Source organism: Cellulomonas shaoxiangyii (genome assembly GCF_004798685.1).
Lineage (GTDB): Bacteria > Actinomycetota > Actinomycetes > Actinomycetales > Cellulomonadaceae > Cellulomonas > Cellulomonas shaoxiangyii.
On record NZ_CP039291.1, the window covers coordinates 2,402,381 to 2,428,765 of the forward strand.

Genomic DNA, 26,385 nt, shown 5'->3' on the forward strand with positions numbered 1-26,385 from the left:
ACCAGGCTAGCCGCGCGGGGACGGGGCTCCGACGGACGCCCGCCCCGTGGCCCCGCCCTCGTCGTGCCCGGCGGTCGGCGCCGCGCCCGCAGGCGCCGGTGCCGTCGCACCCGGCTCCCCGGTGCGGCCGGCGCGCGCCGGGTCCGCGACCGCCTCGCCGCGCGCCACCATGCCGGCGACGTCGGAGAGCGTCACCTCGCGCAGGAAGAGCGAGAGCACGAACCCGAGCACCACGAGCGGCACGAGGTACCAGAACGCGGGTGCGAGGGCGTCGGCAAAGGCGTCGACGACCCCGGACCGCACGGGCTCCGGCAGCGCCTCGACGGCCGCCGGCGTCAGGCCGGACGACTCGGGGGCGGTGCCGGCCGGCGCGTCGCCGAAGGCGCCGGCCAGCCGGTCGCTGAGGCGCGAGGTGAAGATGGTCGAGAACAGGGCCGTGCCGACGGCCGCGCCGATCTCCCGGAAGAAGTTGTTGGCGCTCGTGGCCGTGCCGATCTCGGACGGGTCGACCGAGTTCTGCACCGCCAGCACGACGGTCTGCATGACGAGGCCCATGCCGGCGCCGAGGACGAAGATCATCGCGCCGAACAGCCACATCGACATGTCGCCCGTGATGCGCGTCAGCCAGATCAGGCCGAGCACCGTGACGCCGAGGCCCACGACGGGGAACGCCTTGTACCGGCCGGTGCGCGTGATCGCGAGCCCCGACGCGATGGACGTGATCATGACGCCGGCCATCATCGGCAGCATGAGGAAGCCGGACTGGGTGACGCCCGCGCCGGTCGCCATCTGCAGGAACGTCGGCAGGAACGCGAGGGCGGAGAACATGCCCATCCCGAGCACGAGGCCGATGCTCGTCGCGATGGTGAACGTCGGGTTGCGGAACAGGCGCAGCGGCAGGATCGGCTCGACGGCCCGCAGCTCGACCGCGACGAACGCCGCGGTGGACGCGAGCGTGCCGAGGACCAGGCCGAGCAGGCGCCAGTCGCTCCAGTCGTAGCCGGCGCCGCCGCTGAACGACTCCCAGCTCGTGGCGAGGACCAGGCCCGAGGTCGCCAGGACCAGGAAGAGGATCCCCGCGACGTCGACCGGCCGCTCGGAGCGGCGCGACGGCAGCTTGAGCGCCATCCACGCGACGACGAACGCCGCGACGCCGATCGGGATGTTGATCCAGAACGCCCAGCGCCAGTCCGCGTGGTCCGTGAAGAGGCCGCCGAGCAGGGGGCCGGTGACCGCGGCGATGCCGAAGAGCGCGCCCATCGGGCCGAGGTACTTGCCGCGCTCCTTGGCGGGCACGATGTCGGCGATGATCGCCTGGGACAGGATCATCAGGCCACCGCCCCCGAGGCCCTGCACGAAGCGCCACGCCACGAGCGCGCCGAACGAGTCGGCGAAGCCGGCGCCCGCCGACGCGAGCGTGAAGACGCCGATCGCGAACAGGAACGGCCAGCGGCGCCCGTACAGGTCGCCGAACTTGCCGTACAGCGGCATGACGATCGCGATGGCCAGGATGTAGGCCGTCACGACCCAGCCCTGGTGCTCGACGCCGTTCAGCTCCCCCACGATCGTCGGCATCGCGGTGCCGACGATGGACTGGTCGAGCGACGACAGGAACATCGACGCCATCAGGGCGCCGAAGATGAGCCACACCGTGCGGGGTGTGAGCACGACGAGCGGCGCGTCGTCCGCGCGGCCCGGTGCGGTGGCGGTGGCCATGGGGGGTGCCTCGTCCTTCTGGTGGTGGGTCGTGCGGGGGCGGCGACGCCGCGCGGGGTCGCCGGAGCGTGGGTGCCGCGGCAGGTCAGGCGGTGACGACCGCGCGCAGGTCGGCGACGACGGCGCGGGCGTGCTCCTCGGCCTCGCCCGTGCCGCCCGCGGCCTCCCAGCGCACGAACGTGCTGTGGACCAGCACCAGCACCAGCCCGGTGACCGTGTCCGCGAGCTGCGGCGACGCGTCGCCGAGCCGCGAGCGGACCACGTCGAGCAGGCGGTCCTTCTGCTGGTCCATCCACGCGACGTGGTGCGCCATGAGCCGCGGGTGCTCGGTCGCGAGCTCGAGCGCCCGGTGCATGCGCTCCCGCCCGAGCGGCGGGTCGTCGAGCACGGGCGCGAGCAGCGTCACGAGGTCGTCCAGCAGGTGCCCCGACGGGCCCCCCGCGGCGAAGACGGCGGCGGCACCGGGGTCGAGCGTCCACGGCGAGTGGCCGAGCAGCGCGTCGTCCTTCGTGGCGAAGTAGTTGAAGAACGTGCGGGGCGACACGCCCGCCTCGGCGCACACGAGCTCGACCGTCACGCCGTCCAGGCCGTGCTCGGCGACGAGGCGGTGCGTCGCGTCGACGAGCGCGGCGCGGCGCTGGGCCTTCTTCCGCTCGCGCAGGCCGGGCGCGGCCTGCGGGGTGCCTCCGGTGGGGCTGGGTGCGGCAGTCACGGGCCACACCATGCACCGACTGCAACTTTGCAGTCAATGCACATCGAGGTGAGCGTGGTTACTCCTCGCCGAACCCGTCCTCGACGGCCGTCACGAGCCGGTGGACGGCCTCGGCGGCCTGGGGCCCCTCGGCCACGACCTCCAGGCTGTCCCCCTGCTGGGCGCCGAGCTTCATCAGCTCCAGGACGCTCGCGCCGTTCGCGCCGTTGACCCGCACCCGTGCGTCGTACGCGGCCAGCGCGCGGGCGAGCACCGCCGCGGGCCGCGCGTGCAGCCCCAGACGGTTGCGCAGGACCGCGGTCGCCCGCACGGCGCCGTCGGGGACGGCGGGCGGCACCCCGCCGGCTGCCCCCTCCGGGCGCGCGTCGCCCTGCCCCGGCGCCCAGCCGGCGAACGTGCCGCCCGCGTCGTGCGCCGACGCGAGCACCGCGTCGAGGTCGCCGCCGCCGTGCGCGGTGACGCCCGCGGCCACGGCGCCCTCGACGAACGGCGCGTCCGCGAGCCGCACGCGCCCCGCCACGTCCGCGTCCGCCAGGTCCAGCACGGACTCGGTCGTCATCACGGCCGACCCCAGGTCCGTGAGCACGACGACGGACCGGCCGTCCGCCGAGGCCTCGGCGACGGCACGCTCGACGCGGGCGTAGCTCGTCCCCACGCCGCCGTCGTCGAGCCCGCCCGCGGGCACGATGAGCACCCCGGGCGCCATCTGCCCCGCGACCTCCGCTGCGCCCTCCGCGAGCGCCCGCGAGTGCGACACCAGCACGAGCGCGACCTGCGCCCACCGTGGACCCATCGAGCGGCCCTCTCCTTCTCGTTCGTCCAGCGACGTCGTGGTCACGCGTCCACCACGTCCCTCAGTCCGCCGCCGCGGCGGACTGCGCCGCCGCGACGAGGATCAGCTCGCTCGACCGCGCCCCGGGGTCGAGGTGGCCCACGGACCGCTCGCCCAGGTAGCTGGCGCGGCCCTTGGTCGCGACGAGCGAGACGGTCGCCTCGGCGCCCTCGTGCGCGGCTCGCGCCGCTGCGGCGAGCACCTCCGACGGCGGCGCGCCGTGGTCCGCCGCCTCGACCGCCGCGGCCACCGCCGGCGTCCAGGCGTCGACCATCGTCTTCTCGCCCGGGCCGGCCTTGCCGCGGGTCACGACGCCGTCGAGCGCGGCCTCGAGCATGGCCACGACGCCGCCGCTGTCGAGCGCGTCCGTCGCGGTGGCCTTCGAGGCGCGCAGGTACGCGGTCCCGTACAGGGGCCCGGCCGCGCCGCCGACCGTCGACATGAGGGTCGTGGCGACGAGCCGCAGCACGTCACCGACCTGGGCGGGCGGCTCCGTCAGCGCGTCGAGCCTGCCGAGGACCGCCCGGAAGCCGCGCGCGAGGTTCTCGCCGTGGTCACCGTCGCCGATGAGCCGGTCGAGCTCGACGAGCTCGTCGCGGTTCTCCGTCACGGTCGCCGCGGACCGGCGCACCCAGTCCAGCGCCCATGCCACGTCCAGCGTCATCGGCCCTCCTCCTCACGTCGCGCGCCCACGGCGGCAGCCGCCGTCACCAGCGCAGTGCGGCGGTGTTCACGGGGGCGTCCCAGAGCGCGGTCAGCTCGTCGTCCAGACGCAGGACGGTGACCGACGCACCCTGCATCTCCAGCGATGTCACGTAGTTGCCGACGAGCGAGCGGGTCACCTCGACCCCGCGCTCCGCGAGCAACGCGCGTGCCCGACCATAGACGACGTACAGCTCGGAGGCGGGCGTCCCCCCCATGCCGTTGACGAGCAGCAGCACGCGCTCGCCACCGGTCAGGCCGAGGTCCTCGACCACGGGCGTCAGCAGCATCCCGGTGATCTCGTCGGCGCTCGCCAGGGGCACCCGGCGCCGGCCCGGCTCGCCGTGGATGCCGATGCCCAGCTCGATCTCGTCGTCGGCGAGGTCGAAGCTGGGGCGGCCGGCGTGCGGCACCGTGCACGCGGTCAGGGCCACGCCCATCGACCGGACGTTCGCGACGACGCGCTCCGCCACGGCGGTGACCGCGTCGAGGTCGTCGCCGCGCTCGGCGGCGGCGCCCGCGATCTTCTCGACCGCCACGGTGCCCGCGACGCCGCGCCGTCCCGCCGTGTAGAGCGAGTTCTCGACGGCGACGTCATCGTCGACGAGGACCGAGCGCACGGTGACCCCGTCCGCCTCGGCCAGCTCGGCGGCCGTCTCGAAGTTGAGCACGTCGCCCGTGTAGTTCTTCACGATCGTCAGGACGCCCGCGCCGGAGTCCGCGGCGGCGACCGCGGGGGCCACCTGGTCGGGGGTCGGGGACGTGAACATCGCGCCGGGCACCGCCGCGTCGAGCATGCCGACCCCGACGAACCCCGCGTGCAGCGGCTCGTGGCCGCTCCCGCCCCCGCTGACGAGGCCGACCTTGCCCGGCACGGCACCCCCCGCGCGCGCCACGAACAGCGGGTCGTGGTGCACGCGTACGAGGTCGGCGTGGGCGAGACCGAACCCCCGGACCGACTCGACGACGACGTCCTGCGGGTCGTTGATGAGCTTCTTCACTCGCGTCCTCCTCCACGTGCCGCCAGGGGGCGCCGTCGGCCCGCACCGCCCACCTTCCGGCGGTGCCGGACGCGGGTCAAGCGGACCCGCCCCCGCCGGTGAGCGCGCCACCGTCGGCCGCGCGGTACAGGTCGCGCAGCAGGGCGATCTCGGCGCCGTGGTGGAGCACCTCCTGGTTGACCCACCACACGACCTCGAGGAACGGCACCTCGCCGTCGCTGCCGTACGGGTACGTGCTGCGGCCGACCTCGTCGAGCGCCGCGTCGTCGACCGACGTCAGCGCCTCCCGCCACGCGCCGACCGCGCCGGCGAGGTCCGCGACGGCCGTCGCCGCGTCGGTCGGGACGACGATCTCCTCCTCGGTGAGCCGCCGCGCGCCGGCGGTCCAGTCGGCCCGGCCGAGCAGCAGCTCGGTCACGTGGTGCAGCCGCCAGCCGATCGTCGTGACGGGCGGCGGGTACGGGTGCGGCCGGCCGCCGTCGCGGCCCCACTCCCCCGCACCGACGAGGACGGTGGCCCCCGTGCCGGGGCCGTCCGCGTGCCGGCGGACCGACCACGCGCCGGGCACGGGCTCCCACAGGCGCTCGGCGTCGGTGAGGGCGTCCACGGCGACGGGCGTGCCGTCGCCGCTGTCGTGCTCCGGCCCTCGCAGCCGGGTCAGAAGCCGCGTGGTCGCGTCGTCGTACTGCGCGAGGAGCGGGGCAAGCCGGGCCGGCGTCGTCATCGGCCCATCATGGCCCCGCCCGGCCGCGCGCGGGGGGACGGCGCGGCCGGACCCGGGGTGCGCCGGTCGGTGCGGGCGGCGCCGGGGCCGCCCGCACCGCCCGTCAGCCGCGGCCCAGCAGCACGCGCACCTCCGCGACCAGCAGGATCGAGCCGGTCACGAGGACGCCCGAGCCGTGCTCGGCCTCGCTCTCGGCACGCTGCACGGCGATGTCGATCGCGTCGGGCAGGCGCGGCGCGACGTGCACCCGGTCCTCGCCGAAGACGTCGACCGCGATCTCCGCGAGGTCGTCGGCGTCGAGCGCGCGGTCGGACGACGCCTGCGTGACGACGATCTCGGCCAGCACGGGCTCGAGCACGGACAGCATGCCCTCGGGGTCCTTGTCGGCCATGACGCCGACCACGCCCACGAGGCGCTCGAACGCGAACACCTCCTCGAGGCCGGCGACGAGCGCCTCGGTGCCGGCCGGGTTGTGCGCCCCGTCGACGATGATCGTCGGGCTGGAGCGCACGACCTCGAGCCGGCCCGGCGACGTCATGTCGGCGAACGCGGTGCCGACGACGTCGGCGCCGAGCGCCGCCCCGCCGGTCAGCAGCGCCTCCGTGGCGACGAGGGCGAGCAGCGCGTTGTGCGCCTGGTGCTCGCCGTGCAGGGGCAGGTAGACGTCCGCGTAGACGCCGCCCATGCCGCGCAGCACCATCATCTGGCCGCCCACGGCGACCTGCCGCTCGACCACCGCGATGTCGACGCCCTCGCGCACGACGCGGGCGCCGCGCTCGGCGGCCGCCGTCAGCACGACGCCCTCCACGTCCTCGTGCTGCTGCGCGAGCACGAGCGTGGCGCCGTCCTTGACGATCCCGACCTTCTCCGACGCGATCTCCACGAGCGTGTGCCCGAGGTAGCGCTCGTGGTCCATCGCGATCGGCGTGATGACGGCGACCTCCGCGTCGAGCACGTTGGTCGCGTCCCAGCGCCCGCCCATGCCGACCTCGACGACCGCGACGTCGACGGGCGCGTCGGCGAACGCGGCGTACGCCATGACGACGAACACCTCGAAGAACGACAGCCGCGGCTCGCCGCGCTCGGCGGACTGCGCGTCGACCATGTGCACGTACGGGGCCACGTCCTGCCAGACCTCGACGAAGCGCTCGTCGCTGATGGGCTCGCCGTCGATCGCGATGCGCTCGTTCACGCGGGTCAGGTGCGGGCTGGTGAAGCGCCCGGTGCGCAGGCCGTGCTCGCGCAGCAGCCGCTCGACCATGCGCGCGGTGGACGTCTTGCCGTTCGTCCCGGTCACGTGCACCGAGCGGAACGCGCGCTGCGGGTCGCCCAGCAGGTCGAGCACCGCCCGCACGCGCGACAGCTCGGGGTCGATGTCGTGCTCGGGCGCGCGGGCGAGGATGCCGCGGTAGACCTCGTCGGCGGCCTCGCGCGCGGCGCGGGCCGCGGCGTCGCGCAGGTGGTCGGCCCCGCCCGGCCGTGCGGCGCTCACGCCTGCTCCCCCGCCCGTGCGACGTGCACCTGCAGCGCGCCGTCGCCGGCGACCACCGACACCCCCGTCGCGAGCGTCTCCGCCGCGACGAACTGCCGGTGCGCCTCGACCGCGGCGACGTGCTCGGCCGGCACGGTGAGCGTGAGGTCGATGCGGTCCGCGACGTGCAGGCCGGCCGCCTTGCGGGCGTCCTGCACGGCGCGCACGACGTCGCGCGCGTACCCCTCGGCGCGCAGCGCGTCGTCGAGCGCGAGGTCGAGCACGACGAACGCGCCCCCGGGCAGGACGGTCGCGGCCACCGTGGCGTCCGTGCCGTCGCCGCCGGCCACGACCGTGGTCAGCTCGTACTCGGCCGGCTCGAGCGTCACGTCGCCCTCGTCGGTGGTCACGACCACGTCGTCCCCCTCCTGCCGCCAGGCGCCCGCCCGGGCGGCCTTGATGACCGCCTGCACGCCGCGGCCGAGCCGCGGGCCGGCGGCCCGGGCGTTGACCGCGAGGCGCTGCGTGATGCCGAAGCGCTCGGCGGTGGCCAGGTCGGCCGTCACCGTCTCGACGTGCTTGACGTTGAGCTCCGCCGCCAGCAGGTCGGTGTACGGGGCGAGCGCCGCCGGGTCGGCGACCGCGACCGTGAGCCGGCGCAGCGGCTGGCGCACGCGCACCTGGTGGGCCTTGCGCAGACCGAGGGCCGCGGAGACGGCCGCACGGACCTCGTCCACGGCGGCGACGAGCGAGAAGGAGCCGACCAGGTAGTCGTCCGCGCGGGCGTACCCGACGTCCGGCCAGTCAGCGAGGTGGACCGATCGCCCGCCGGTGAGCCCGCGCCACACCTCCTCCGTCACGAGCGGTGCCAGCGGTGCCATCAGGCGCGTCAACACCTCGAGTGCCGTCCACAGGGTGTCGAAGGCATCGGCGTCCTCGGACCAGAAGCGGTCGCGCTGCGTGCGCACGTACCAGTTGGTCAGCACGTCGAGGTGCTCGCGCACGCTCTCGCACGCGGCCGGGATGTCGTACGCGTCGAGCTGCTCCGTGAGCCGTGTCGCAAGATCCCGGGTGCGCGCCAGCAGGTACCGGTCCATCGCCGGCAGGTCGGCGACCCGCTCGGCGGTGACGCGCTGCGCGGTGTACCCGCGCCCGGAGTCCGCCGCGCCCGCGTAGAGCGCGAAGAAGTAGTACGTGCTCCACAGGGGCAGCAGGACCTGCCGGACGCCGTCGCGGATGCCCTCCTCCGTCACGACGAGGTTGCCGCCGCGCAGGATCGAGGACGACATGAGGCTCCAGCGCACCGCGTCCGAGCCGTACGCGTCCCACATCTGCGCCGGGTCCGGGAAGTTGCGCAGCGACTTGCTCGCCTTGCGGCCGTCGTCCCCGAGCACGATGCCGTGGCACATGCAGTTGCGGAACGCGGCGCGGTCGAACAGCGCCGTGGCCAGCACGTGCAGCGTGTAGAACCACCCGCGGGTCTGCCCGATGTACTCGACGATGAAGTCGCCCGGGTAGTGGTGCTCGAACCACTCGCGGTTCTCGAACGGGTAGTGCACCTGCGCGAACGGCATCGACCCCGAGTCGAACCACACGTCGAGGACGTCCGGGATGCGGCGCATGGTCGACGCGCCCGTCGGGTCGTCCGGGTTGGGGCGCGTGAGCTCGTCGATGAACGGCCGGTGCAGGTCCGGCTCGCCCTGCTCGTTCGTCGGCACGCGGCCGAAGTCGGCCTCCAGCTCGGCGAACGAGCCGTACACGTCCACGCGCGGGTACGCGGGGTCGTCGCTCACCCACACCGGGATCGGCGTGCCCCAGTACCGGTTGCGGCTGATGGACCAGTCGCGCGCGTTCTCGAGCCACTTGCCGAACTGGCCGTCCTTGATGTGGCCGGGGATCCAGGTGATCTCCTGGTTCAGCTCGACCATGCGGTCCTTGAACGCGGACACGCGCACGAACCACGACGAGACGGCCTTGTAGATCAGCGGGTTCCGGCACCGCCAGCAGTGCGGGTAGGAGTGCTCGTACGTCTCGTGCCGCACGAGCGCCGGGCGCACGTCGGCGGCGGCGCGCGCGAGCGGGCCCGTGCCCGCCTTGAGGTCGGCGATGATCTGCTTGTTCGCCTCGAACACCTGCACGCCCGCGTAGTCCGGGACGAGCGCGGTGAACCGGCCCTTGGAGTCGACCGGCACGACCGGCGGGATGCCGGCGGCGTCGCACGCGGCCATGTCGTCCTCGCCGAACGCGGGCGCGAGGTGCACGACGCCCGTGCCGTCCTCGGTGGTCACGAAGTCCGCCGCGAGCACGCGGTGCGCGTTCTCGTGGCCGGCGAAGAAGTCGAACGGCGGCGTGTAGGACCGGCCGACGAGGTCGGCACCCGTCAGGCGCTCGACGACGACCGGCTCGGCGCCGAGCTCGCGGGCGTACGCGGCCAGGCGCGAGGCCGCGAGCACGACGCGCTCGCCCGCGTGCGCCGCGGCGAACGGGGAGCCCTCCTGCGCCTCGACCACGACGTACTCGATGTCCGGGCCCACGGCGACGGCCAGGTTGGACGGCAGCGTCCACGGCGTCGTCGTCCAGACCAGCAGCAGCTCGCCCGTCGCGAGGCGGAAGCCGACCGTGAGCGCCGGGTCCTGGCGCGACGCGTACACGTCGTCGTCCATGCGCAGCTCGTGGTTCGACAGCGGTGTCTCGTCGCGCCAGCAGTACGGCAGGACGCGGTAGCCCTCGTAGGCCAGGCCCTTGTCGTACAGCCGCTTGAACGCCCAGACGACCGACTCCATGAACGTCGGGTCGAGCGTCTTGTAGTCGTGCTCGAAGTCGACCCAGCGCGCCTGGCGGGTGACGTAGTCCTGCCACTCCTGCGTGTAGGTGAGCACCGAGGTCCGGCACGCCTCGTTGAACGCGGCGATGCCCATCTCGTCGATCTGCGACTTGTCGGTGATGCCGAGCTTGCGCTCCGCCTCGAGCTCGGCGGGCAGGCCGTGCGTGTCCCAGCCGAACCGGCGCTCGACCCGCTTGCCGCGCATCGTCTGGTAGCGCGGGACGACGTCCTTCGCGTAGCCGGTCAGCAGGTGGCCGTAGTGCGGCAGGCCGTTCGCGAACGGCGGGCCGTCGTAGAAGACGTACTCGTTCGCGCCGTTCTCCCCCGCGGGCCGCTGGTCGACGGACGCCTGGAAGGTCCCGTCGGCGTCCCAGTGCGCGAGGACGTCCCGCTCGAGCGCGGGCAGGTCCGGGGACGCGGGGACGGGACTGTCGGGGCGGTGCAGCGGGTACGCCACGGGCGGTGCTCCTGGTCTCGCCCGTCCTCGCGGACGGGCAACGGTCGGACCACGAGGACGACGACACCCGGACGACCCGGGCGGCACCGCGGTACCACCTCGCTTGCCCGCGCGCCGGGGCGCGCGGACCACTCTCGCTGCGGCTGTGACGGGCCTGCCCCGTCCGGCTCTACTGAGGACGCGCCTGCTGCGACGCGGTTCCCGTTCTTCCGGAGGCTCACCGGTGATGGCCGGGTCGACGCCTGTGCGCCCATCGTAGCGACGCGTGCGCCGCGCGCGTCCACGAGAATGGACCGCGATGACCCACCCGCCCCTCCCCGCCCCCCGCCCGCTCGTCCTGCTCGACCTCGACGGCACGCTCATGGACTCCGCGCCCGGGGTGCTGTCCTCGGTGCGGGCCGCCTACGGCCACCTCGGCGTGCCGGCCCCCGCCGACGCGGTGATGCGCACGTTCGTCGGGCCACCCATCCGGCGCTCGTTCACCGCGCACGGCGTCGCCGCCGAGCACCTGGCCGACGTGGTCGCGGTCTACAACGAGCACTTCGGGCGCGTCGGCGTGTGGGACACGACCGTCTTCGACGGCGTCCCCGAGGCCCTGCGGACCCTGCGCGACGCCGGTGCGCTGCTCGTCGTCGCGACCGCCAAGCCCGTCGCGTGGGCCGTGCCGATCTGCGCCGAGGTCGGCCTCACGCCGCTGCTCGACGCGGTCGTCGGAGCGCCCGCCGACGAGTCGGAGTCGAAGGCGCAGATCATGGGCCGCGCGATCGCGTGGGTGCGGTCGACGACCGGGGTGGACCCCGACCCGGCCCGCACGGTCATGGTCGGCGACCGCGAGCACGACGTCGAGGGCGCGCACGCGCACGGCATCGCGTGCGTCGGCGTCGGCTGGGGCTACGGCGGCGAGGAGGAGCTGCTGCGCGCCGGTGCGGCCGAGGTCGTGCACGACGTGGCCGACCTGGCCCCGCGCCTGCTCCACCGTCTCGGCCTCCCGGCCCCGGCACGCCCGCCGTCCTGACCCCCACGCGGCCGCGACCAGGTACGACACGCCGCTGCGCGGCCGGGACGGGTGTGCGACGCTCGCAGGGTGAGCACCACCACGCCCGACCCCTCGGACGCGCTGTTCCCCGGGCGGCAGTTCATCAGCACGGTCCTCGAGTCCCTCGAGACGAAGACGACCATGTCGGGGCGGCTCACGCGCCGCTACCTGCAGCGCGCCGCGATGGCGGGCGTCATCATCGGCCTGCTGTACGGCACGCACTACGCCGTCGTGGCCGCGTTCGCGTCGATCGAGGTGGGCGGGGGGACGACGCTGCAGCCCGTCGGCCGGATGGTCGGCGCCGTGGCGTTCGGGTGGGCGCTGGTGTTCATCTACTACTCGCGCTCCGAGCTGCTGACGTCGAACATGATGATCGTCTCCATCGGCGCGTACCACCGGCGCACGGGCTGGGGGCGGGCGCTGCGCCTGCTCGGCCTGTGCTACCTCGGCAACCTCGTCGGCGGGCTGTTCGTCGCGGGCCTGCTGCGGTTCTCCACGCTCGTCGAGGGGGCGGCGCTCGACCAGATGGTCGCGGCCGTGGACCACAAGCTCGACTACGTCACCGCCGGGCCCGGCGGCTGGGCCGACCTGCTCGTGCGCGCGATCCTGTGCAACTTCTGCATCAACCTCGCGATGCTGCTCGCCTACAACGGCCTCATCAAGGACGACCTGACGAAGTCGCTGGTCATGATCGTCTCGGTGTTCATCTTCGCGTTCCTCGGCCTCGAGCACTCGGTCGCCAACACGGTGCTGTTCTCCATCGTCGGGCTCCGCGAGGGCATCGACCTCGGGCTCGCGGCGGGCAACCTCGCGCTCGCCCTCGTCGGGAACTTCATCGGCGGCGGGCTCCTCATCGGCCTGTACTACGCGTGGGTCAACGACGACTCGCGGTGGAGGCCGGCGGCCTAAGGCGCCGCCCGCGTCGGCGCGCCGTGGGTCGCGGCGCCGGCGAGCGGCAGCGCGGACCGGGCGCACGTCCCGTCAGGGCGTCCGCGTGGCCGGGTCCAGGGCCGTGCTGAACCGGTGCGGCTTGCCGTGGCCGGTCGCGGACCGGTCCGCGACGCGCAGGTCCACCGGGCGGCCCAGCCACTCCCGGACCGCACGCGCCGCACGGTCGGCCGCGCCGGGGTGCGCGGGCACGGCCGTCAGACGCACCCCGCCCGTCGCGTCCTGGTGCAGGTGCCACGCCAGCAGGTCTGCGGCCTGCAGCACCTGCGTCGCGTCGACCGAGGGACGCCACCGGCCGGCCGCGTCGGCGAACCGCACCGGCGCGCGCCCCTCGAGCCCCACGAGCACCGTGCCGCGCGCGTCGCGGCGCAGCGCCGCGTGGTCGCCCGTGCGGTACCGCAGCAGCGGCAGGTAGGGGTTCTCGTCCACGGTCACGACGACCTCGCCGCGCGCGCCGTCGGGCACGGGCGCACCCGACGCGTCCAGCACCTCGACGTGCACGCGGCGGTCCACGACGACGTGGTCGCCGTCGTCGAGGGCCGCCGCGACCGGGCCCGTCTCGCGCAGGCCGTACAGGTCGACGAGCGGCGCGCCCCACGTCGCGCGGACCGCGGCGCGGACCGCGGGGGTCACGTGCGTGGCGCCGTTGACCACCGCGACGGGGTGCAGCTCGAGGCCGGCCCCGGCGAGCTCGAGCAGGTGCAGGAGCGGCAGGGCGCTCGTGCTCACCACCTGCGGGTCGACGTCCGCGAGCCACCGCTCGCGGTCCCCCGGCCGGCGCCACGCCGACGCGTCGAGGTTCACGCGCGCCATCAGCGGGACCGGCGTCCCGGCGGGCCGCGGGAACGCCGACATCGCCGAGACGTACGTGAACGCCGTGCGCTGGTCGACGAGGTTGAGCAGTCCCAGCCGGTCGGGGTCCGCGAACCACGTGCCGCCCGCCGCCGCGACGAGGTCGTGCAGCAGGAGCAGGTCCGCCGCGACCCAGCGGGGGTGCAGCGGCACGCGCAGCGCGGCACCGGTGCTGCCCGAGCTCGTGCCCTCGAGCACGCGGTCGAGCGGCACGTCGACCGGCACGTGCGCGGCCAGGTCGGCGACGAGGTCGGCGCGCGTGACGGTGGGCAGCGCGTGCAGCGGCGTCGAGGCGCCGCTCGTGCCGGCGCGCGCCGCGGAGCGGTACCGGGGCACGGTGGCGTGGGCGCGGGCCACGAGCGCGGCGACCCAGGACGGGGGGCCGTCGGGTGGACCGGCCGGCCCCGTGCCGGGCGACCCCGCGCGGGCGTCGCCGGCCGGGTGGGCCTGCCGCCGTGCCGCGAGCGCCGCGAGGTCGCCGGCGTCGAGCCGGTCGCCCGTCGCGTGCACCCACACGGGCGCCGCGGGGTGCGCGCGGCCGGCCGTGACCCGGTCGAGGTCCGCGTCCGCGAGCGCGGGCCAGCGCTCGTGGTCGGCGAGCGTGGCCGCACCCATGGCCGCGTACTCGGCGAGCAGGTCGTCCGGGACGTCCGGCGGGGCGGCGGCCGCGGGTGTGTCAGTAGTTCGCATACTGCGCCGCCGCCTCCTTCGCGCGCTCCGCCGCGAGCCGGGCCGCGAGCTCGCGCGCGCGCCGCTGCTCCTGCGCCGTCTCGGCCGCCATGCGACGCCGGTGGACCGTGCTGACCGCCACCCACGCGTCGAGCGCGAGGGCGTCGTCCTCCCCGGCGGCCCGCAGACCGGCGACGGCGAGGAACGCGCGCACCAGCTCCTCGCGCGCGAGGTCGTCGGCGAGCCAGGCGGCGCCCGCGCGCAGCCCCGCGAGCGCGTCCGGGAGGACCGTCGCGACCGCGTAGAGCCACAGGGCCGCGCCGCCCGCGTCGGCGGCGGCCGCGCGGGTGCCGGGATCGGCGCGCACGGCCGGGTCGGCGACGAGCCAGCACGCGAGCAGCGCGGGCACCGCGCGGTCGCGGTCCACCAGCGCACCGTCCAGCACGCCCAGCCGCGCGGGGTCGAGCACGGTGCCGTCGAGGGCGACGGCGAGGTCCGCGACGACCGCGGGTGCCGCCACCGCGTCGTCGAACAGCTCGGCGGGCGTCTGCGCGAGCCGGTGCAGGAGCGTCTCGAGGCCAGGACCGTCCCGGCGGGCACCCGGCACGACGGCGGCGGGCACCGCGCCCGTCGCGCCCGGAGCGGCCGGCGTCATCGCGCACCTCCGACCGGCGACCACGTCCGGCGCGCGAAGTCCGCGGCGAAGTCGACGAGCCGCGCGTCGGCGTCCACCCAGTACACGTCGACCCCGTCGGGCACGGCCGCCGTCACGGCCGCCCGGCGCCGCTCGGGCACGTCGAGCAGCAGCGAGGCGCCGCCGCCCGCGCGCGCGAGCGAGCGCACGGCGACGTCGTCGTCCGGGTCCGCGCGGTGGCGCCCGTCCGGGCCCCGGCGGACCGGCTGGAACATCGTCAGCACGCCGTCGTCGGACACCACGGCCACGTGGGTCGGCCCGGTGGCCGTCGGGCCGTGGTCCGCGTCGCCCAGGTACGTGCGCTCCAGGAGCGCCAGCGGGAACGCGGTGCCGCTGCCGAAGAACGCGACGACCGCGCGCAGCACCGCGTCGGCGTCCCGCGTGAAGCCGTCCGTGCCGGCGACCTGGTGCGGTCCGCTCCACGTGGTCGCCTGCACGCGCGCCCCCACGCGCAGGGCGGACAGCGCCAGCACCGCGCCCGCGAGCGCGACGTGCGAGAACTGCTTCGGGTCGGGCATGGAGCCCGACGAGTCGAGGTAGAGGTCGAGGTCGACGGGGCGCACCAGCGGCGTGGCGGGCGTGTCGTCGAGCACCTGGCGGCGCACGGTCGTGATGCCCGGGACCACGACCGGCGACGCCGACACGGTGCCGGTCCAGTCGACGTCGGCGAGGTCGTCCCCCACGTCCCACTGCTCGTACCCGCCGAGCAGCGGGTCGGGCACGCTCTCGCGCCGGTCGACCGGGAACGGCACCAGGTGCGCCGACGCGCGCTCCCGATACCACGCCACGGCGACGTCCTCCAGGGTCGACGTGTCGCCGAGGGCCTGCAGGACCGCGTGCAGGTCGGCGGGCAGGAGCAGGTTCCCGTCGGCGCCGGCCGCGCTGCCGGTCGCGGCCGCGACCGGGGCGTCGGGCTCGTCCCGCGCCGTCGCGGCGTCACCGACGACGGCCGGGTCGAGCGCGGGGTGCACGACGGGGCCGCCGAGGGCGGCGTCGCCCGCGAGCCCGTACGGCAGGCCCGCGGCGTCGCCCTCGTCGGTGCACACGACGCGCAGGACACGCTCCGCCAGGCCGGCGTCCTCGAGGTCGTGCTGCGCGAGCGTCGTCCGCACCAGGCTCGCGAAGCCGCCGGCTCCGCCGACCGGGTCGCGCGCGTAGACGCGGACGAGCCGCGCGCACAGCCAGGCGGCGGACTCGTCGACCGCCGCGTCGCCGGCGAGCGTCCCGCGCGGCAGGCGCCACAGCACCTCGTCGGCGCGCAGGACGAGGGCCATGAGCGGGTCGGCGGGCGGGCCGAGCGCCCGCCACACCGCGGCCAGGTCGGCCGCTCCGGTGCGCTGCAGGCGGTCGTTGATCAGCAGGTCGCTCCACAGGTTGGCGACCGGTCCGACCAGCCGGTCCTGGTCCACGAGACCTGCCCGCACGCGCGCCGCGATCCGCACGCGCGTGCGGTGGTCCACCGGGGACAGCAGGTGGTGGCCGACCTCGTGCGCGAGGACCGCGACGGCGTGGTCGGCCAGGCCGCGCGCCACGGCGTCGGCGAGGTCCACATGCACCTCGACCCGCCGGCCGTCGTACCAGGCGAAGGAGCCGACGTCGGGGGCGTCGTCCGTGTGCAGCACGGGCGCGTGCATGCGCGACGCGCGGCCCCACGCGGCGAGCGCGTCGGGCCACGCCGCACGCCAGCGGTCGGCGACGGCGTCGAGGTCGGGGCCGTCGCCGGGGGCGCGCGCGCCGCGCGCCGGCGCCGTGGCGTCCGCGCTCATGCGGCCCGGCCCTGCGGCGCCGTGCGCACGACGTCGAGCGCGTAGGAGTGGGCCCGGCTGACGAGCACGACGTCCGCGGGGCCGGCGGGGGCGGGGACCACGCCGGTGACGGTGTCGGACCAGGGCACCGGGAGCGCCGCGGGCACCGGCGGCTCCCGGCGCGCGGGCACGGTCGCGTCGCCCGCGGGGCCGGGCTCGGTCGTGAGCTCGGCGTCGAGCGCGACGACCGCGGACCCGTGCACGTCCGCGACCACCGCCCACCGCCGCCCGTCCGCGAGCGCGAGCCACCCCGAGGGTCCGCCGGGCACGGCGCGCGGCAGCCCGACCCACGGCCCGCCCAGCGGCAGGAACCCGCCGACGCGCGCGACGACCCCGGGGTCGGTCGCCGCACCGGGCCACCACCACCGGTCGGCCCGGTGCCGCTCCAGCACGGTCGCGACGTCGACGTCGCCCGGCAGTGCCAGGAGCGGGCCCGCGAGCTCCGCGGGCAGGTGCGCGGCCGCGTCGAGCGCGGCGTCGCGGTACCGGACGAGGCCGCAGCGCCACGCGGCGACGAGCATCGCGCCACGCACGTGCACCGGGTCCGCGGGTGCCGGCGCCGCGGCCACCAGCCCGGCCCACCGCTCGACGGGGACCCGCCGGCCGACGACCGCCGCGGCGGCGACGCACGCGTCGACCACCGCGTCGGGGTGCGCGTCCCACCAGCCGCGCAGCAGCGGCAGCGCGCGCAGCACGGCGGCGCGCTGCGGGTGGTCCCCGGCCCAGCGTCCGCGGGCCACCAGGTCCAGCGTCACGCGCACGACGGGGAGCGTGCGGCGGGCGTCACCGGTGGCCGCCACGACCGGCTCGAGCTCGGCCAGCGCGGCTCGGACGGCGGATCCGCTCGCGCCGGCGGCGGCCGCGCGCCGCAGCCACCCGTCGACCGTGCCGGCGTGGTCGCGCAGAACCCGCCCGAGCGGAGCGTCGGGTCCGGCGCGGTGGTCACGCGCCGCTCCAGCGCAGCCAGTCGAGGTAGGCGGAGTACCGCTGGTGGGCGTACTTCAACGCGAGCGCGTCCTCCCACACGTCGCCGTGCAGCTTGGTGGTCGACTGCCAGCGGGCGAGCAGGCCCTCCACGTGCGCGAGGCGCGCGCGGACGGTCCGCTCGTCGACGCCGTCGAGGCCCCGCGCGAGCTCGGCCAGCACGTCGCCGACCGGGTCGTCGCCGTCGAGGCCGGCGGTGTCGTACTGGCGGCACGCCGCGTCGAACATGTCGCGGACCCACGACACGCGGTCCGTGCGCAGCGGCTCGCGCTCGGGGTCGTCGAACGCCGGTGCCTGCAGGTCCGGCTGGAGCTTGTCGTGCAGCACGAAGGGCAGCACGCCGCGCAGGTCGTCGAGCGTGACCTCGGCGTTGCCGCGGAAGTACGCCATCGCCTTCGCGTAGGCGATGAGCGACTGCAGCGCGCGCACCGACAACCCGTTGAGCGTCTGCGCGCCGACGTCCTGCGTGCGGTCCCGTCCGTCGTCCGCCGCGGCCAGCAGGTGCGGATCCACACCGGCGAGGCGCGCCGTGTCCTTGGTGCGGTACTCCAGCTGCCACGCGGCGCGCTCCAGCAGCTCGAGCTGCGCGGCGAAGTGCTCGAGGCGGCGCCGCACGGGCGCGGGGAACGGCACCCGCAGCACCTCGGCGTGCAGGCGGTCGTGCTCGTCGGCGTCGAACACGATGCCGGGCGGCACGTTCTCCTCGGGACGCAGCCGGCGCTCGGCGCGCGTCACGAGGTCGCCGAGGAACCGGCTGTTGAACGACAGCGCCTTGACGACCACGTCGATCCGGTCGCGCAGGGCGTCGACGACCTGGAACGTCCCCCCGCCCGCGTCGTCGTTGGCGGTGAGGTACCAGGCGGACGCACCCGTCTCGTAGATCTGGTCGAACACCTCGACGTAGCCGTCCGCGAGGACCGTCAGCAGCGCCGACTGCGTGCGGGTGGGGATGCGGTTGTACTCGTCGACGATCTTCACGCGCATGCCCAGCCACGAGCGCCACGCGACGTCGATGTCCGACAGCCTCTCGGCGCCGATGAGGTCGCGCGGCAGCGGCGTCCCGAACATGTCCTGCACCGTCAGCTGCGGGTGCCCGTGCTGCATGGCGCGGCGCACGTCGCGCACCGGGTAGCCGGCGATGACGCCCATGAGGACGGCCGAGGCGGTCTTGCCGCGACCCGGCCCGCCGACCAGCAGGCAACGGCCCCGCACCGCGAACGTGAGCAGCGGCAGCAGGACGAACGACGAGTACGACTGGTCGGTCGGCAGCTCGACGGCCGCCCGCGAGTCGCCGACGCGGTAGGTCGTGCGCGGGCGCGCCGCGTCGTGGAACTCGAGGTCGTAGTGCGGGCTGATGATCGCGTGGTTGACCATCCAGAAGTACGCCTGGCGCAGCTTCTCGTCGAGCGGGGTGCCGGCCGGTGCCGCGGAGCCCACGGACGCGTCGGCGAACAGGTGCGCGACGTCCAGCGCGACGTCGGCGCCGTGGCGGGAACGTGCGCCCGCCCTGGTCGGGGCCGCGGAGACGTGGGTCAGGCCGGGGTCGCCGGCGGGCTCGTCGCTCACGCGTCGGAGTGTGGCACGCGGTCGGTCGTTGCCCCGGGCAGCGCAGCCCGGGTGTCGCGCGCCCCCGTGCGCGCCCCGACGACGCGACCGTCGACGATCCGCACCGCGTCCCCGCCGAGGTGCACGACGTCCCCGTTGGCCTGCGGCATCGGGTCGGCGAGCGGTCGCGGCGTCGCGAGCAGCGGGCGCACGAGCGCGGCCGCCGCCTCGAGCCGGGTCGCGCGGTCGCCCCGCAGCTCGACCCACGGGGCGCCGCCGGCCGCCGCCTGGTCGGCGAGCACCTCCCGGAACCGGTCCTGCATCGCGTGCCGGACGTGCTCGCCGTCGCGCAGGCCGTCCTGCACGAACGGGATCTCGTCGCCCGTGAGCAGGTACAGGTCGGGCACGCGCGCCGCCGCGAGCGCGCGGACGCTGGGCGAGGGCGTGCCGACGTAGCGCTCGTGCCAGAGCGTCGTGGCCAGGACGTCGGTGTCGCAGACGAGCAGCGGGACGGGCGTGCGGCGGGCCGCGTCGTCCTCCCGGCGGGCCTGCTCGCGCGCGACCAGGTCGAACTCGGCCGTGTGCCACGGGGCGTCGAGGCCGCCGGGACGCTCCGCCGACCACTCGCGGCCGAACTCCGCGACGGCCGGCAGCCCGAACAGGGCCGTGAGGTCCTCCGCGAGCGTCGTCGTGCCGGTCGACTCGGCGCCGGTCACGACGACACGGCGCACGTACCAGGCGCGCACGGGCGCCGGCAGGGCCCACCAGTGCGCGGCCGGGTCGGCCCGCACGGCCGTGCCCGAGACCGGCACGCCCCGGCGTCCCGGGTCGGCCTGGAGCCACGTCGCGCCGAGGCGCCGGGCGAGCTCCGCGCCGTACGCGTCGGACGTCGCGACGGCGTCGACGGGCGCGTCGAGCAGCGACCGCATCACGGCGACGTGCGCGTCCCACGCGGCCGGGTCGGCGTAGTCCACCGGTGCGTCGTCGAGGCCGTGCACGACGTGCGCGGTCGGCAGCTCCTCGCGCAGCCACGCGGCGCGGGTCTCGGCCGGCAGCGACTCCGCCGACGACGCGAGCACCTGCACGGTCACGCGGTCGCACCGCGCGAGGGCGTGCCGGACCAGGGCGAGGTGGCCGGCGTGCGGCGGGTAGAACTTGCCGATCACGAGGCCGTGGCGGTACCGCCGCTCGCTCACGCGGGCACGCCGGGCGCCGCCGTCGCCGGCGCGGCGTCGTCCTCCTGCGACCCGGTCCGCAGGTCCCGCGACCACGCGCGCCAGCCCTGCACGCACAGCGCGATGAGCAGCACGTACAGGGCCGCGGTCAGGTACAGCCCGAGGCTCAGGTAGAGGCCGATCAGCAGCACGTCGGTGACGATCCACACCGCCCAGCTGCCCACCCACTTGCGGCCGAGCATGAGCTGCGCGACGAGGCTCAGCGCGGTCGTCCCGCCGTCCCACAGCGGCTGGACGGAGGCGCCCGTCGCGTCGAGCACGCGCGCGAGCGCGACGGTGCCGAGCACCACCACGACCGCGGCGACGGGCCACACGGCGCGCGGCGTGCGCCGCACGGGCAGCGTCGAGCGGTCGGGGCCGCCGCGGACCCACCAGTACCAGCCGAGCGCGCCGAGCACGAGGTAGACGACCTGCAGGGCGGCGTTCGCGCCGATGCCCGCCTGCCAGAACAGCACGACGAACACGAGGTTGTTGGCGATGCCGACCGGGAAGTTCGCGACGTGCTGCCGAGCCGCCAGCCACACGCACGCGGCGCCCGTCACGAACCCGATGACCTCGACCCAGTCCACGGTCGCAGAGGCTAGCCCGGCGCGGACCGGACGCCCGTGCACGACCCTCCGTCCGGCGGGGTTGACCTTGACGCGGCGTCAACTCCTACCGTGGAGCGAGTCCGCCGAGGGGCGGGCACGGACGAGCGGGAGGGAGGAGCCGTGGAGGCGTCCATCCAGGAGGTGGCGCGGCTGACCGGCACGACCAGCCGCACGCTGCGCCACTACGACGCGGTCGGGCTGCTGCAGCCCAGCCGCGTCGGCCGGAACGGGTACCGCTGGTACGACGACGACGCGCTCGTGCGCCTCCAGCGCATCCTCCTGCTGCGCGACCTGGGGCTCGGGCTCACCGAGATCCGGCGCGTCCTCGACCGGGAGACCGACGAGGCGGCGGCCCTGCGCCGCCACCTCGCCCGGCTCCGCGCCGAGCAGGACCGCCTGGCCCGCCAGGCGGCGTCCGTGCACCGCACGCTCACCGCACGAGAGAACGGAGCAGGGCTCATGGCCGCAGACATCTTCGACGGCTTCGACCACACGCAGTACCGGGAGGAGGTGGAGCAGCGCTGGGGCGCCGAGGCGTACGCCGCGTCGGACGCCTGGTGGCGCGGCCTGTCCGACGCCGACCGCGCGGGGTGGAAGGCCGAGACCGAGCGGCTCGGCGCCGACTGGGCGGCGGCCGCGCGGTCGGGCGTCGACCCGACGTCCGACGAGGCGCAGGAGCTCGCGCGGCGGCACGTCGCCTGGCTCGGCTCGGTCCCCGGCACGCCGGGGCACGGCGCGTCGCCCGTCGCCGCGTACGTGACCGGGCTGGCCGACATGTACGTCGCCGACCCGCGCTTCGCGGCGAGCTACGGCGGCGAGGAGGGGGCGACGCTCGTCCGCGACGCGCTGCACGCGTACGCCGCACGCCACCTCTGACCGCGCCGGTGACCGCGCGCGGTCGTCCACCGCGGTGACGCACCCCGGCGCACCGGAGCAGCGTGGCCCCGCCCGTCCTGCGACGGGCGGGGCCACGCACGTCAGGTGCTGCGCAGGGACTCCTGCCACTGCGCGTGCAGCGAGGCGAACCGGCCGCCGTGCGCGACCAGCTGCTCGGGGCTGCCGTCCTCGACGACCCGGCCGTCATCGACCACGAGCACGCGGTCGGCGTGCATGACGGTCGAGAGACGGTGCGCGATGACGACGGCCGTGCGCCCGGTGAGGAGCGTGCGCAGGCCCTCCTGGACGAGCTGCTCCCCGGGGATGTCCAGCGAGCTCGTCGCCTCGTCGAGGACGAGGACGGCCGGGTCGGCGAGGAACGCGCGCGCGAACGACACGAGCTGCCGCTGCCCCGCGGACAGCCGCACGCCGCGGGTGTCGACGCCGGTGTCGTAGCCCTCGGGCAGGGCCGCGATCAGGTCGTGCACGCCGACCGCGCGCGCGGCGGCCTCGATCTCGGCGGGCGTCGCGTCCGGACGGCCCAGCGCGATGTTCGCGCCCACCGACCCGGAGAACAGGTACGCCTCCTGCGTCACCATGACGACGGCCCGGCGCAGGTCCACCGGGTCGAGGTCGCGCAGGTCCACGCCGTCGAGGCGCACCGCGCCCTCGCGGGGGTCGTAGAACCGGGCCAGCAGCTTGGCGACGGTCGACTTGCCCGCACCGGTCTCGCCGACCAGCGCGACGGTCTGCCCGGCCGGCAGGTGCAGGTCGAGGTGCGGCAGCACCGTGGGGCCGGTGCCGTAGCCGAACTCCACGCCGTCGAAGCGCACGTCGCCCGTCGCGGCCGGGAGGCGCACCGGCCGCTCGGGGTCCGGCACGGTGGGCTCCTCGGCGAGCAGCGCCGACAGCTTCTCGAGCGCCGCCGTCGCGGACTGGAAGCTGTTGTAGAACATGCCGATCTGGGCGAGGGGGGCGAAGAACCGCCGGGCGTAGAGCACCGCCGCGACGAGCACCCCGACGGCCATGTCGCCGTCGAGCACGCGCAGGCCGCCGACGAGCAGCACCCCGGCGACCGTGACGTTGCCGATGAGCACGAGTCCGGTGTCGAAGACGCCGTTGACCCGGATCGCCTCCGCGTTGGCCTCGCGGTACTCCTCGGTGAGGTCGTCGTAGACCTCGGCGACCTGCGTCTCGCGCCGGAACGCCTGGACCGCGCGGATGCCGGTCATCGTCTCGACGAACCGCACGATCACCCGCGCGACCGCGGTCCGGCTGCGCCGGTACTGCGCCTGCGAGCGGACCTGGAACCAGCGCGTGAGCAGCACGCCCGGCACGACCGCGACGAGGAGGACCCCGCCGCTGCGCCAGTCGAGCAGCACGAGGCTGGCCGCCGTGAACACCATGGCGAGGCCGCTCGCGGCGAGCGTGGTGACGCCGCCGTCGAGCAGCTCGCGCAGGGCCTCGACGTCGGAGGTCTGCCGCGAGATGACGCGGCCGGACGTGTAGCGCTCGTGGAACTCGAGGCTGAGGCGCTGGGTGTGCCGGAACACGCGCCGGCGCAGGTCCAGCAGCACGGCCTGGCTGACGCGCGCGGCGAACCGCACGGTCGCGGCGGTCAGCACGCCCGCGACGAGCGCCGCGACGGCGTACGCGGCGGCCGTGGTCAGCAGCGGGGCGGCGTCGCCGTCGCGCAGGGCGGGCAGGCCGCGGTCGATGCCGAGGGCGACCAGCGCCGGGCCGGCGACGAGCGCGAGCTGCGCCCCGACGACCACGAGCGCCGTCCCCCACACGCGGCGGGAGACCGGGCGCAGCAGCGACCCGAGCAGGGCCAGCGAGCGGCGCCGCACGTCGCGCGGGTGCAGCGCGAGGTCGCCGTCCTCGTCGTGGGTGGCGTCCGGGCGCGGCGACCCCGCGGCCGGCGGGCGGGGGGCGGTCGTGCTCATCGCGCCACCTCCGTGGGCTCGCCGCGCCGGAGCGGCTCGTCCGCGTCGTCGGGAACACTCCCCGGCCGGCTGTCCGGGCCGCCCTCGGCCGTGAGCACGTAGCGGTAGTGCGGGTGCGTCGCGAGCAGGTCCCCGTGCCGCCCGACGCCCGTGACCCGGCCGTCCTCGAGCACGGCGACGCGGTCGGCGAGCGCGACGGTCGACGTGCGGTGCGCGACGACGAGCGTGGTCGTGCCGGTGAGCATGCGCCGCAGCCCGGCGGTGACCTCGGCCTCGGTCGCGACGTCGAGCGCCGAGAGGGGGTCGTCCAGCACGAGGACCCGGGGCCGGCCGGCGATCGCCCGCGCCAGCGCGACGCGCTGACGCTGGCCGCCGGACAGCGACAGCCCCTCCTCGCCGATGACGGTGTCGAGCCCGGCCGGGAGGCGGCGCACGAAGGCGGCCCGGGCCACGTCGAGGGCCTCGTCCACGAGCGCGTCCGTCTCGGCGGCGGACATCCGCGCGAGCTCCTCCTCCGGCACGCCCATCAGCACGTTGTCGCGCACGGACGCGGAGAACAGGATCGGGTCCTCGAACGCGACGGACACGGCGCTGCGCAGGTCGCGGCGCGTCAGGTCCCGCACGTCCACGCCGTCGAGCCGGACTGCACCGCCCGTGACGTCGTAGAGCCGCGGGACGAGCTGCAGCAGGGTCGTCTTGCCGCTGCCGGTGAGGCCGACGAGCGCCATCGTCTCCCCCGGCTCGAGCACGAGGTCGACGCCGCGGAGCACCTCGGCCTCCTGGGCGCCGTGCGCGAACCGGACGCCGGCGAGCTCCACGCGGGAGCCGCCCGCCGGTGCGGGCGGCAGCGCCACCGGGTGCTGCGGGTCGCGCACCGCCGGTGCCGTGTCCATGACCTCGAAGAACCGGTCGGTGCCGGCGCGGGCGTCGAGCGTCATCGCGAGCAGCTGGCCGAGGCTCTCCACCGGGCGGTTCATCACGGCCGCCGTGGCGAAGAACGCCACGAGCGCGCCGACGCTCACGCGGTCGGACGCCGCGAGCCACACGCCCAGGCCGAGCGCGATCGCCAGCGTGGTCTCGGGGATCCACGCCAGGGCGAACGACATGCGCGACTGCGCGCGCGCCTTGTCGAGCTCCGTCTCGCGCAGGCCGTCGGCGAGGCGCGCGAAGTCGTCGAGCGCGTCCTCGCCGCGGCCGAACGCCTTGAGCACGCGGATGCCGTGCACGGACTCCTCGACCGACGTGGCGAGGTCGCCCGCCTGGTCGCGGGCCCGCCGCGCCACGACCTTGTAGTCCTGCCGGAACGCGAAGCCGAGCCACACCACCGGCAGGGCGCCCGCCAGGTAGACCAGCCCCAGCAGCGGGCTCGTGGCGATCATCAGGCCCGCACCGACGAGCACGGTGGTCGCGGAGACGACGAGCTGGACGAGCCCGAAGACCATCCACCGCCGCACGGTGTGCAGGTCGCCCATCGACCGCTGCAGCAGCTGCCCGCCGGACCAGCGGTCGTGGAACGCGACCGGCAGGTCCAGCAGGTGGCGGAACAGGTCGGTGCGCATGTTCCGCTCGACGCCCGTGCCCGGCGTGGCGATGAGCGCGCGGCGGCACCAGACGAGGAACGCCTCGAGCACGCCGAGCGCGAGCACGAGCAGCGCGGCGTTCACGACCGCCGACCGGTTGCCGTCCGTGAGGAGCGGCCCGTTGACGACCCCGCGCAGCACCTGCGGCACCGCGAGGGCGAGCAGGCTCGCGGCGAGGGTCGCGAGGCCGCCCGCGACGACGCGCGGCACGGCGGGTCGCGCCCAGCGGATCAGGCGCGCGAGCGCCCGGGTGGTCGAGACGGACCCGCTGGTCGGAGCGGGTGTGGAGGGGGTGGGCACCGGTGCAGCGTAAGCACGCGCGCCGACATCGCACCCGGCGGTGTCCGGATGCTGAGCCGACCTCACCTGTCGACGCGGTGCCGCCCGGGGGCGGGGCGCCTCAGCCCTGCGTGCGGGCGATCGTCGTGTTGTTGGCCTGCGCGCGCGGACGCACCACCAGCAGGTCCACGTTCACGTGCGCCGGCCGCGTGAGCGCCCAGGCGATCGCGTCGGCGACGTCGTCCGCGACGAGCGGCTCGTAGCCCGCGTACACCTGGGCCGCGCGATCGGCGTCGCCGTCGAAGCGCACGAGCGAGAACTCCTCGGTCGCGACGGCGCCCGGCGCGATCTCGATGACGCGGATCGGCTCGCCGACGATCTCCCAGCGCAACGTCTCGCTGAGCATCCGCTCGCCGTGCTTGGCCGCGGTGTACCCCGCGCCGCCGGGGTAGGCGCCGTGCGCCGCGGTGGACGTCACGACGACGACGTCGCCGGCGCCGCGCTCGCGCAGCAGGGGCAGCACGCCCTGCGTCACGCGCAGGGTGCCGAGCACGTTCAGCTCGTACATGGCGCGCCACTGGGCGACGTCGGCCGACGCGACCGGGTCGAGCCCGAACGCCCCGCCCGCGTTGTTCACCACGGCGTCCACGCCGCCGGTGTCGCGCACGTGCGCGACCAGTGCGGCGACGTCCGCGTCCTGCGTCACGTCCGCGACGAACGTCGTGGCGCCGGTCTCCGCGGCGAGCGCGTCCAGCCGGTCGGCGCGACGGGCGGTGGCGACCACGTCCCAGCCGTCCGCGCGCAGGCGGCGCACGGTGGCGGCGCCGATGCCGGACGAGGCGCCCGTGACCAGGGCGCGGCGGGGACGGTCGACGGGCGTCGTCATGCGGGCTCCTGAGGTGCGGCG

At 75.9% G+C, this 26,385-nt stretch carries 21 protein-coding genes; 3 read left to right on the top strand and 18 right to left on the bottom strand.

Annotation, left to right across the window (positions count from 1 at the left end):
• Positions 1 to 6: 6 nt before the first annotated feature.
• The 8 genes from E5225_RS10875 to ileS all read right to left on the bottom strand — a co-directional run bounded on the left by E5225_RS10875 (position 7) and on the right by ileS (position 10,439).
• Positions 7 to 1,716: an MDR family MFS transporter gene (locus tag E5225_RS10875; protein ID WP_135974127.1), complete on the bottom strand. Its 1,710-nt coding sequence runs from the start codon at positions 1,714 to 1,716 to the stop codon at positions 7 to 9.
• 85 nt (positions 1,717 to 1,801) lie between these two features.
• Positions 1,802 to 2,428, bottom strand: coding sequence for a TetR/AcrR family transcriptional regulator (locus E5225_RS17745; RefSeq protein ID WP_243738313.1), 627 nt, complete (start codon positions 2,426 to 2,428; stop codon positions 1,802 to 1,804).
• A gap of 58 nt (positions 2,429 to 2,486) precedes the next feature.
• On the bottom strand, positions 2,487 to 3,221 hold the full coding sequence (gene dhaM, locus E5225_RS10885; protein WP_135974136.1) for a dihydroxyacetone kinase phosphoryl donor subunit DhaM: 735 nt from the start codon (positions 3,219 to 3,221) through the stop codon (positions 2,487 to 2,489).
• A 61-nt stretch (positions 3,222 to 3,282) separates the two neighbouring features.
• Positions 3,283 to 3,924, bottom strand: a complete 642-nt coding sequence (gene dhaL / locus E5225_RS10890) for a dihydroxyacetone kinase subunit DhaL (RefSeq protein WP_135974126.1) — start codon at positions 3,922 to 3,924, stop codon at positions 3,283 to 3,285.
• 43 nt (positions 3,925 to 3,967) lie between these two features.
• Positions 3,968 to 4,963: a dihydroxyacetone kinase subunit DhaK gene (dhaK, locus tag E5225_RS10895; RefSeq protein ID WP_135974125.1), complete on the bottom strand. Its 996-nt coding sequence runs from the start codon at positions 4,961 to 4,963 to the stop codon at positions 3,968 to 3,970.
• A gap of 76 nt (positions 4,964 to 5,039) precedes the next feature.
• Positions 5,040 to 5,687 carry a DinB family protein gene (locus tag E5225_RS10900; protein ID WP_135974124.1) on the bottom strand — a complete coding sequence of 216 codons (648 nt, stop codon included), beginning with the start codon at positions 5,685 to 5,687 and terminating at the stop codon, positions 5,040 to 5,042.
• Positions 5,688 to 5,790: 103 nt separating this feature from the next.
• Complete coding sequence (locus tag E5225_RS10905) at positions 5,791 to 7,179, bottom strand: bifunctional folylpolyglutamate synthase/dihydrofolate synthase (RefSeq protein WP_135974123.1); 1,389 nt, start codon at positions 7,177 to 7,179, stop codon at positions 5,791 to 5,793.
• Positions 7,176 to 10,439, bottom strand: coding sequence for an isoleucine--tRNA ligase (gene ileS / locus E5225_RS10910; RefSeq protein WP_135974122.1), 3,264 nt, complete (start codon positions 10,437 to 10,439; stop codon positions 7,176 to 7,178). Before ileS ends, E5225_RS10905 begins: the two co-directional genes overlap by 4 nt.
• A gap of 298 nt (positions 10,440 to 10,737) precedes the next feature.
• Between ileS and E5225_RS10915 the strand changes: the two genes are divergently transcribed.
• Positions 10,738 to 11,454 (top strand): HAD hydrolase-like protein, encoded by a 717-nt coding sequence (locus E5225_RS10915; protein WP_135974121.1) that lies wholly within the window; start codon positions 10,738 to 10,740, stop codon positions 11,452 to 11,454.
• Between the two features lie 69 nt (positions 11,455 to 11,523).
• On the top strand, positions 11,524 to 12,384 hold the full coding sequence (locus tag E5225_RS10920; protein ID WP_135974120.1) for a formate/nitrite transporter family protein: 861 nt from the start codon (positions 11,524 to 11,526) through the stop codon (positions 12,382 to 12,384).
• A 72-nt stretch (positions 12,385 to 12,456) separates the two neighbouring features.
• Here the strand turns inward: E5225_RS10920 and E5225_RS10925 are convergent, their stop codons facing one another.
• The 7 genes from E5225_RS10925 to pnuC form a co-directional block, all read right to left on the bottom strand.
• Positions 12,457 to 13,965, bottom strand: coding sequence for an AMP-binding protein (locus E5225_RS10925; RefSeq protein ID WP_136225422.1), 1,509 nt, complete (start codon positions 13,963 to 13,965; stop codon positions 12,457 to 12,459).
• Positions 13,952 to 14,599, bottom strand: a complete 648-nt coding sequence (locus E5225_RS10930; protein ID WP_135974732.1) for a hypothetical protein — start codon at positions 14,597 to 14,599, stop codon at positions 13,952 to 13,954. Before E5225_RS10930 ends, E5225_RS10925 begins: the two co-directional genes overlap by 14 nt.
• Positions 14,596 to 16,404, bottom strand: a complete 1,809-nt coding sequence (locus E5225_RS10935) for a hypothetical protein (protein WP_135974730.1) — start codon at positions 16,402 to 16,404, stop codon at positions 14,596 to 14,598. Before E5225_RS10935 ends, E5225_RS10930 begins: the two co-directional genes overlap by 4 nt.
• On the bottom strand, positions 16,401 to 17,243 hold the full coding sequence (locus tag E5225_RS10940) for a hypothetical protein (RefSeq protein ID WP_135974728.1): 843 nt from the start codon (positions 17,241 to 17,243) through the stop codon (positions 16,401 to 16,403). The genes E5225_RS10935 and E5225_RS10940 overlap by 4 nt, the downstream gene beginning before the upstream one ends.
• Before the next feature lie 142 nt (positions 17,244 to 17,385).
• Positions 17,386 to 18,993: a MoxR family ATPase gene (locus E5225_RS10945; RefSeq protein ID WP_243738366.1), complete on the bottom strand. Its 1,608-nt coding sequence runs from the start codon at positions 18,991 to 18,993 to the stop codon at positions 17,386 to 17,388.
• Positions 18,990 to 20,168, bottom strand: coding sequence for an AAA family ATPase (locus E5225_RS10950; RefSeq protein ID WP_135974726.1), 1,179 nt, complete (start codon positions 20,166 to 20,168; stop codon positions 18,990 to 18,992). The genes E5225_RS10945 and E5225_RS10950 overlap by 4 nt, the downstream gene beginning before the upstream one ends.
• Complete coding sequence (pnuC, locus tag E5225_RS10955) at positions 20,165 to 20,776, bottom strand: nicotinamide riboside transporter PnuC (protein WP_135974724.1); 612 nt, start codon at positions 20,774 to 20,776, stop codon at positions 20,165 to 20,167. Before pnuC ends, E5225_RS10950 begins: the two co-directional genes overlap by 4 nt.
• A gap of 141 nt (positions 20,777 to 20,917) precedes the next feature.
• On the opposite strand from pnuC, the gene E5225_RS10960 reads away from it, so the two are divergent.
• Positions 20,918 to 21,673, top strand: a complete 756-nt coding sequence (locus E5225_RS10960) for a MerR family transcriptional regulator (RefSeq protein ID WP_135974722.1) — start codon at positions 20,918 to 20,920, stop codon at positions 21,671 to 21,673.
• Positions 21,674 to 21,774: 101 nt separating this feature from the next.
• On the opposite strand, the gene E5225_RS10965 is transcribed toward E5225_RS10960, so the two are convergent.
• The 3 genes from E5225_RS10965 to E5225_RS10975 form a co-directional block, all read right to left on the bottom strand.
• Positions 21,775 to 23,619 carry an ABC transporter ATP-binding protein gene (locus E5225_RS10965; protein ID WP_135974720.1) on the bottom strand — a complete coding sequence of 615 codons (1,845 nt, stop codon included), beginning with the start codon at positions 23,617 to 23,619 and terminating at the stop codon, positions 21,775 to 21,777.
• Entirely contained in the window at positions 23,616 to 25,499 is a 1,884-nt protein-coding gene (locus E5225_RS10970) for an ABC transporter ATP-binding protein (RefSeq protein WP_166436028.1), read from the bottom strand. Before E5225_RS10970 ends, E5225_RS10965 begins: the two co-directional genes overlap by 4 nt.
• A 100-nt stretch (positions 25,500 to 25,599) precedes the next feature.
• On the bottom strand, positions 25,600 to 26,364 hold the full coding sequence (locus E5225_RS10975; protein WP_135974718.1) for an SDR family oxidoreductase: 765 nt from the start codon (positions 26,362 to 26,364) through the stop codon (positions 25,600 to 25,602).
• Between the last annotated feature and the right edge of the window lie 21 nt (positions 26,365 to 26,385).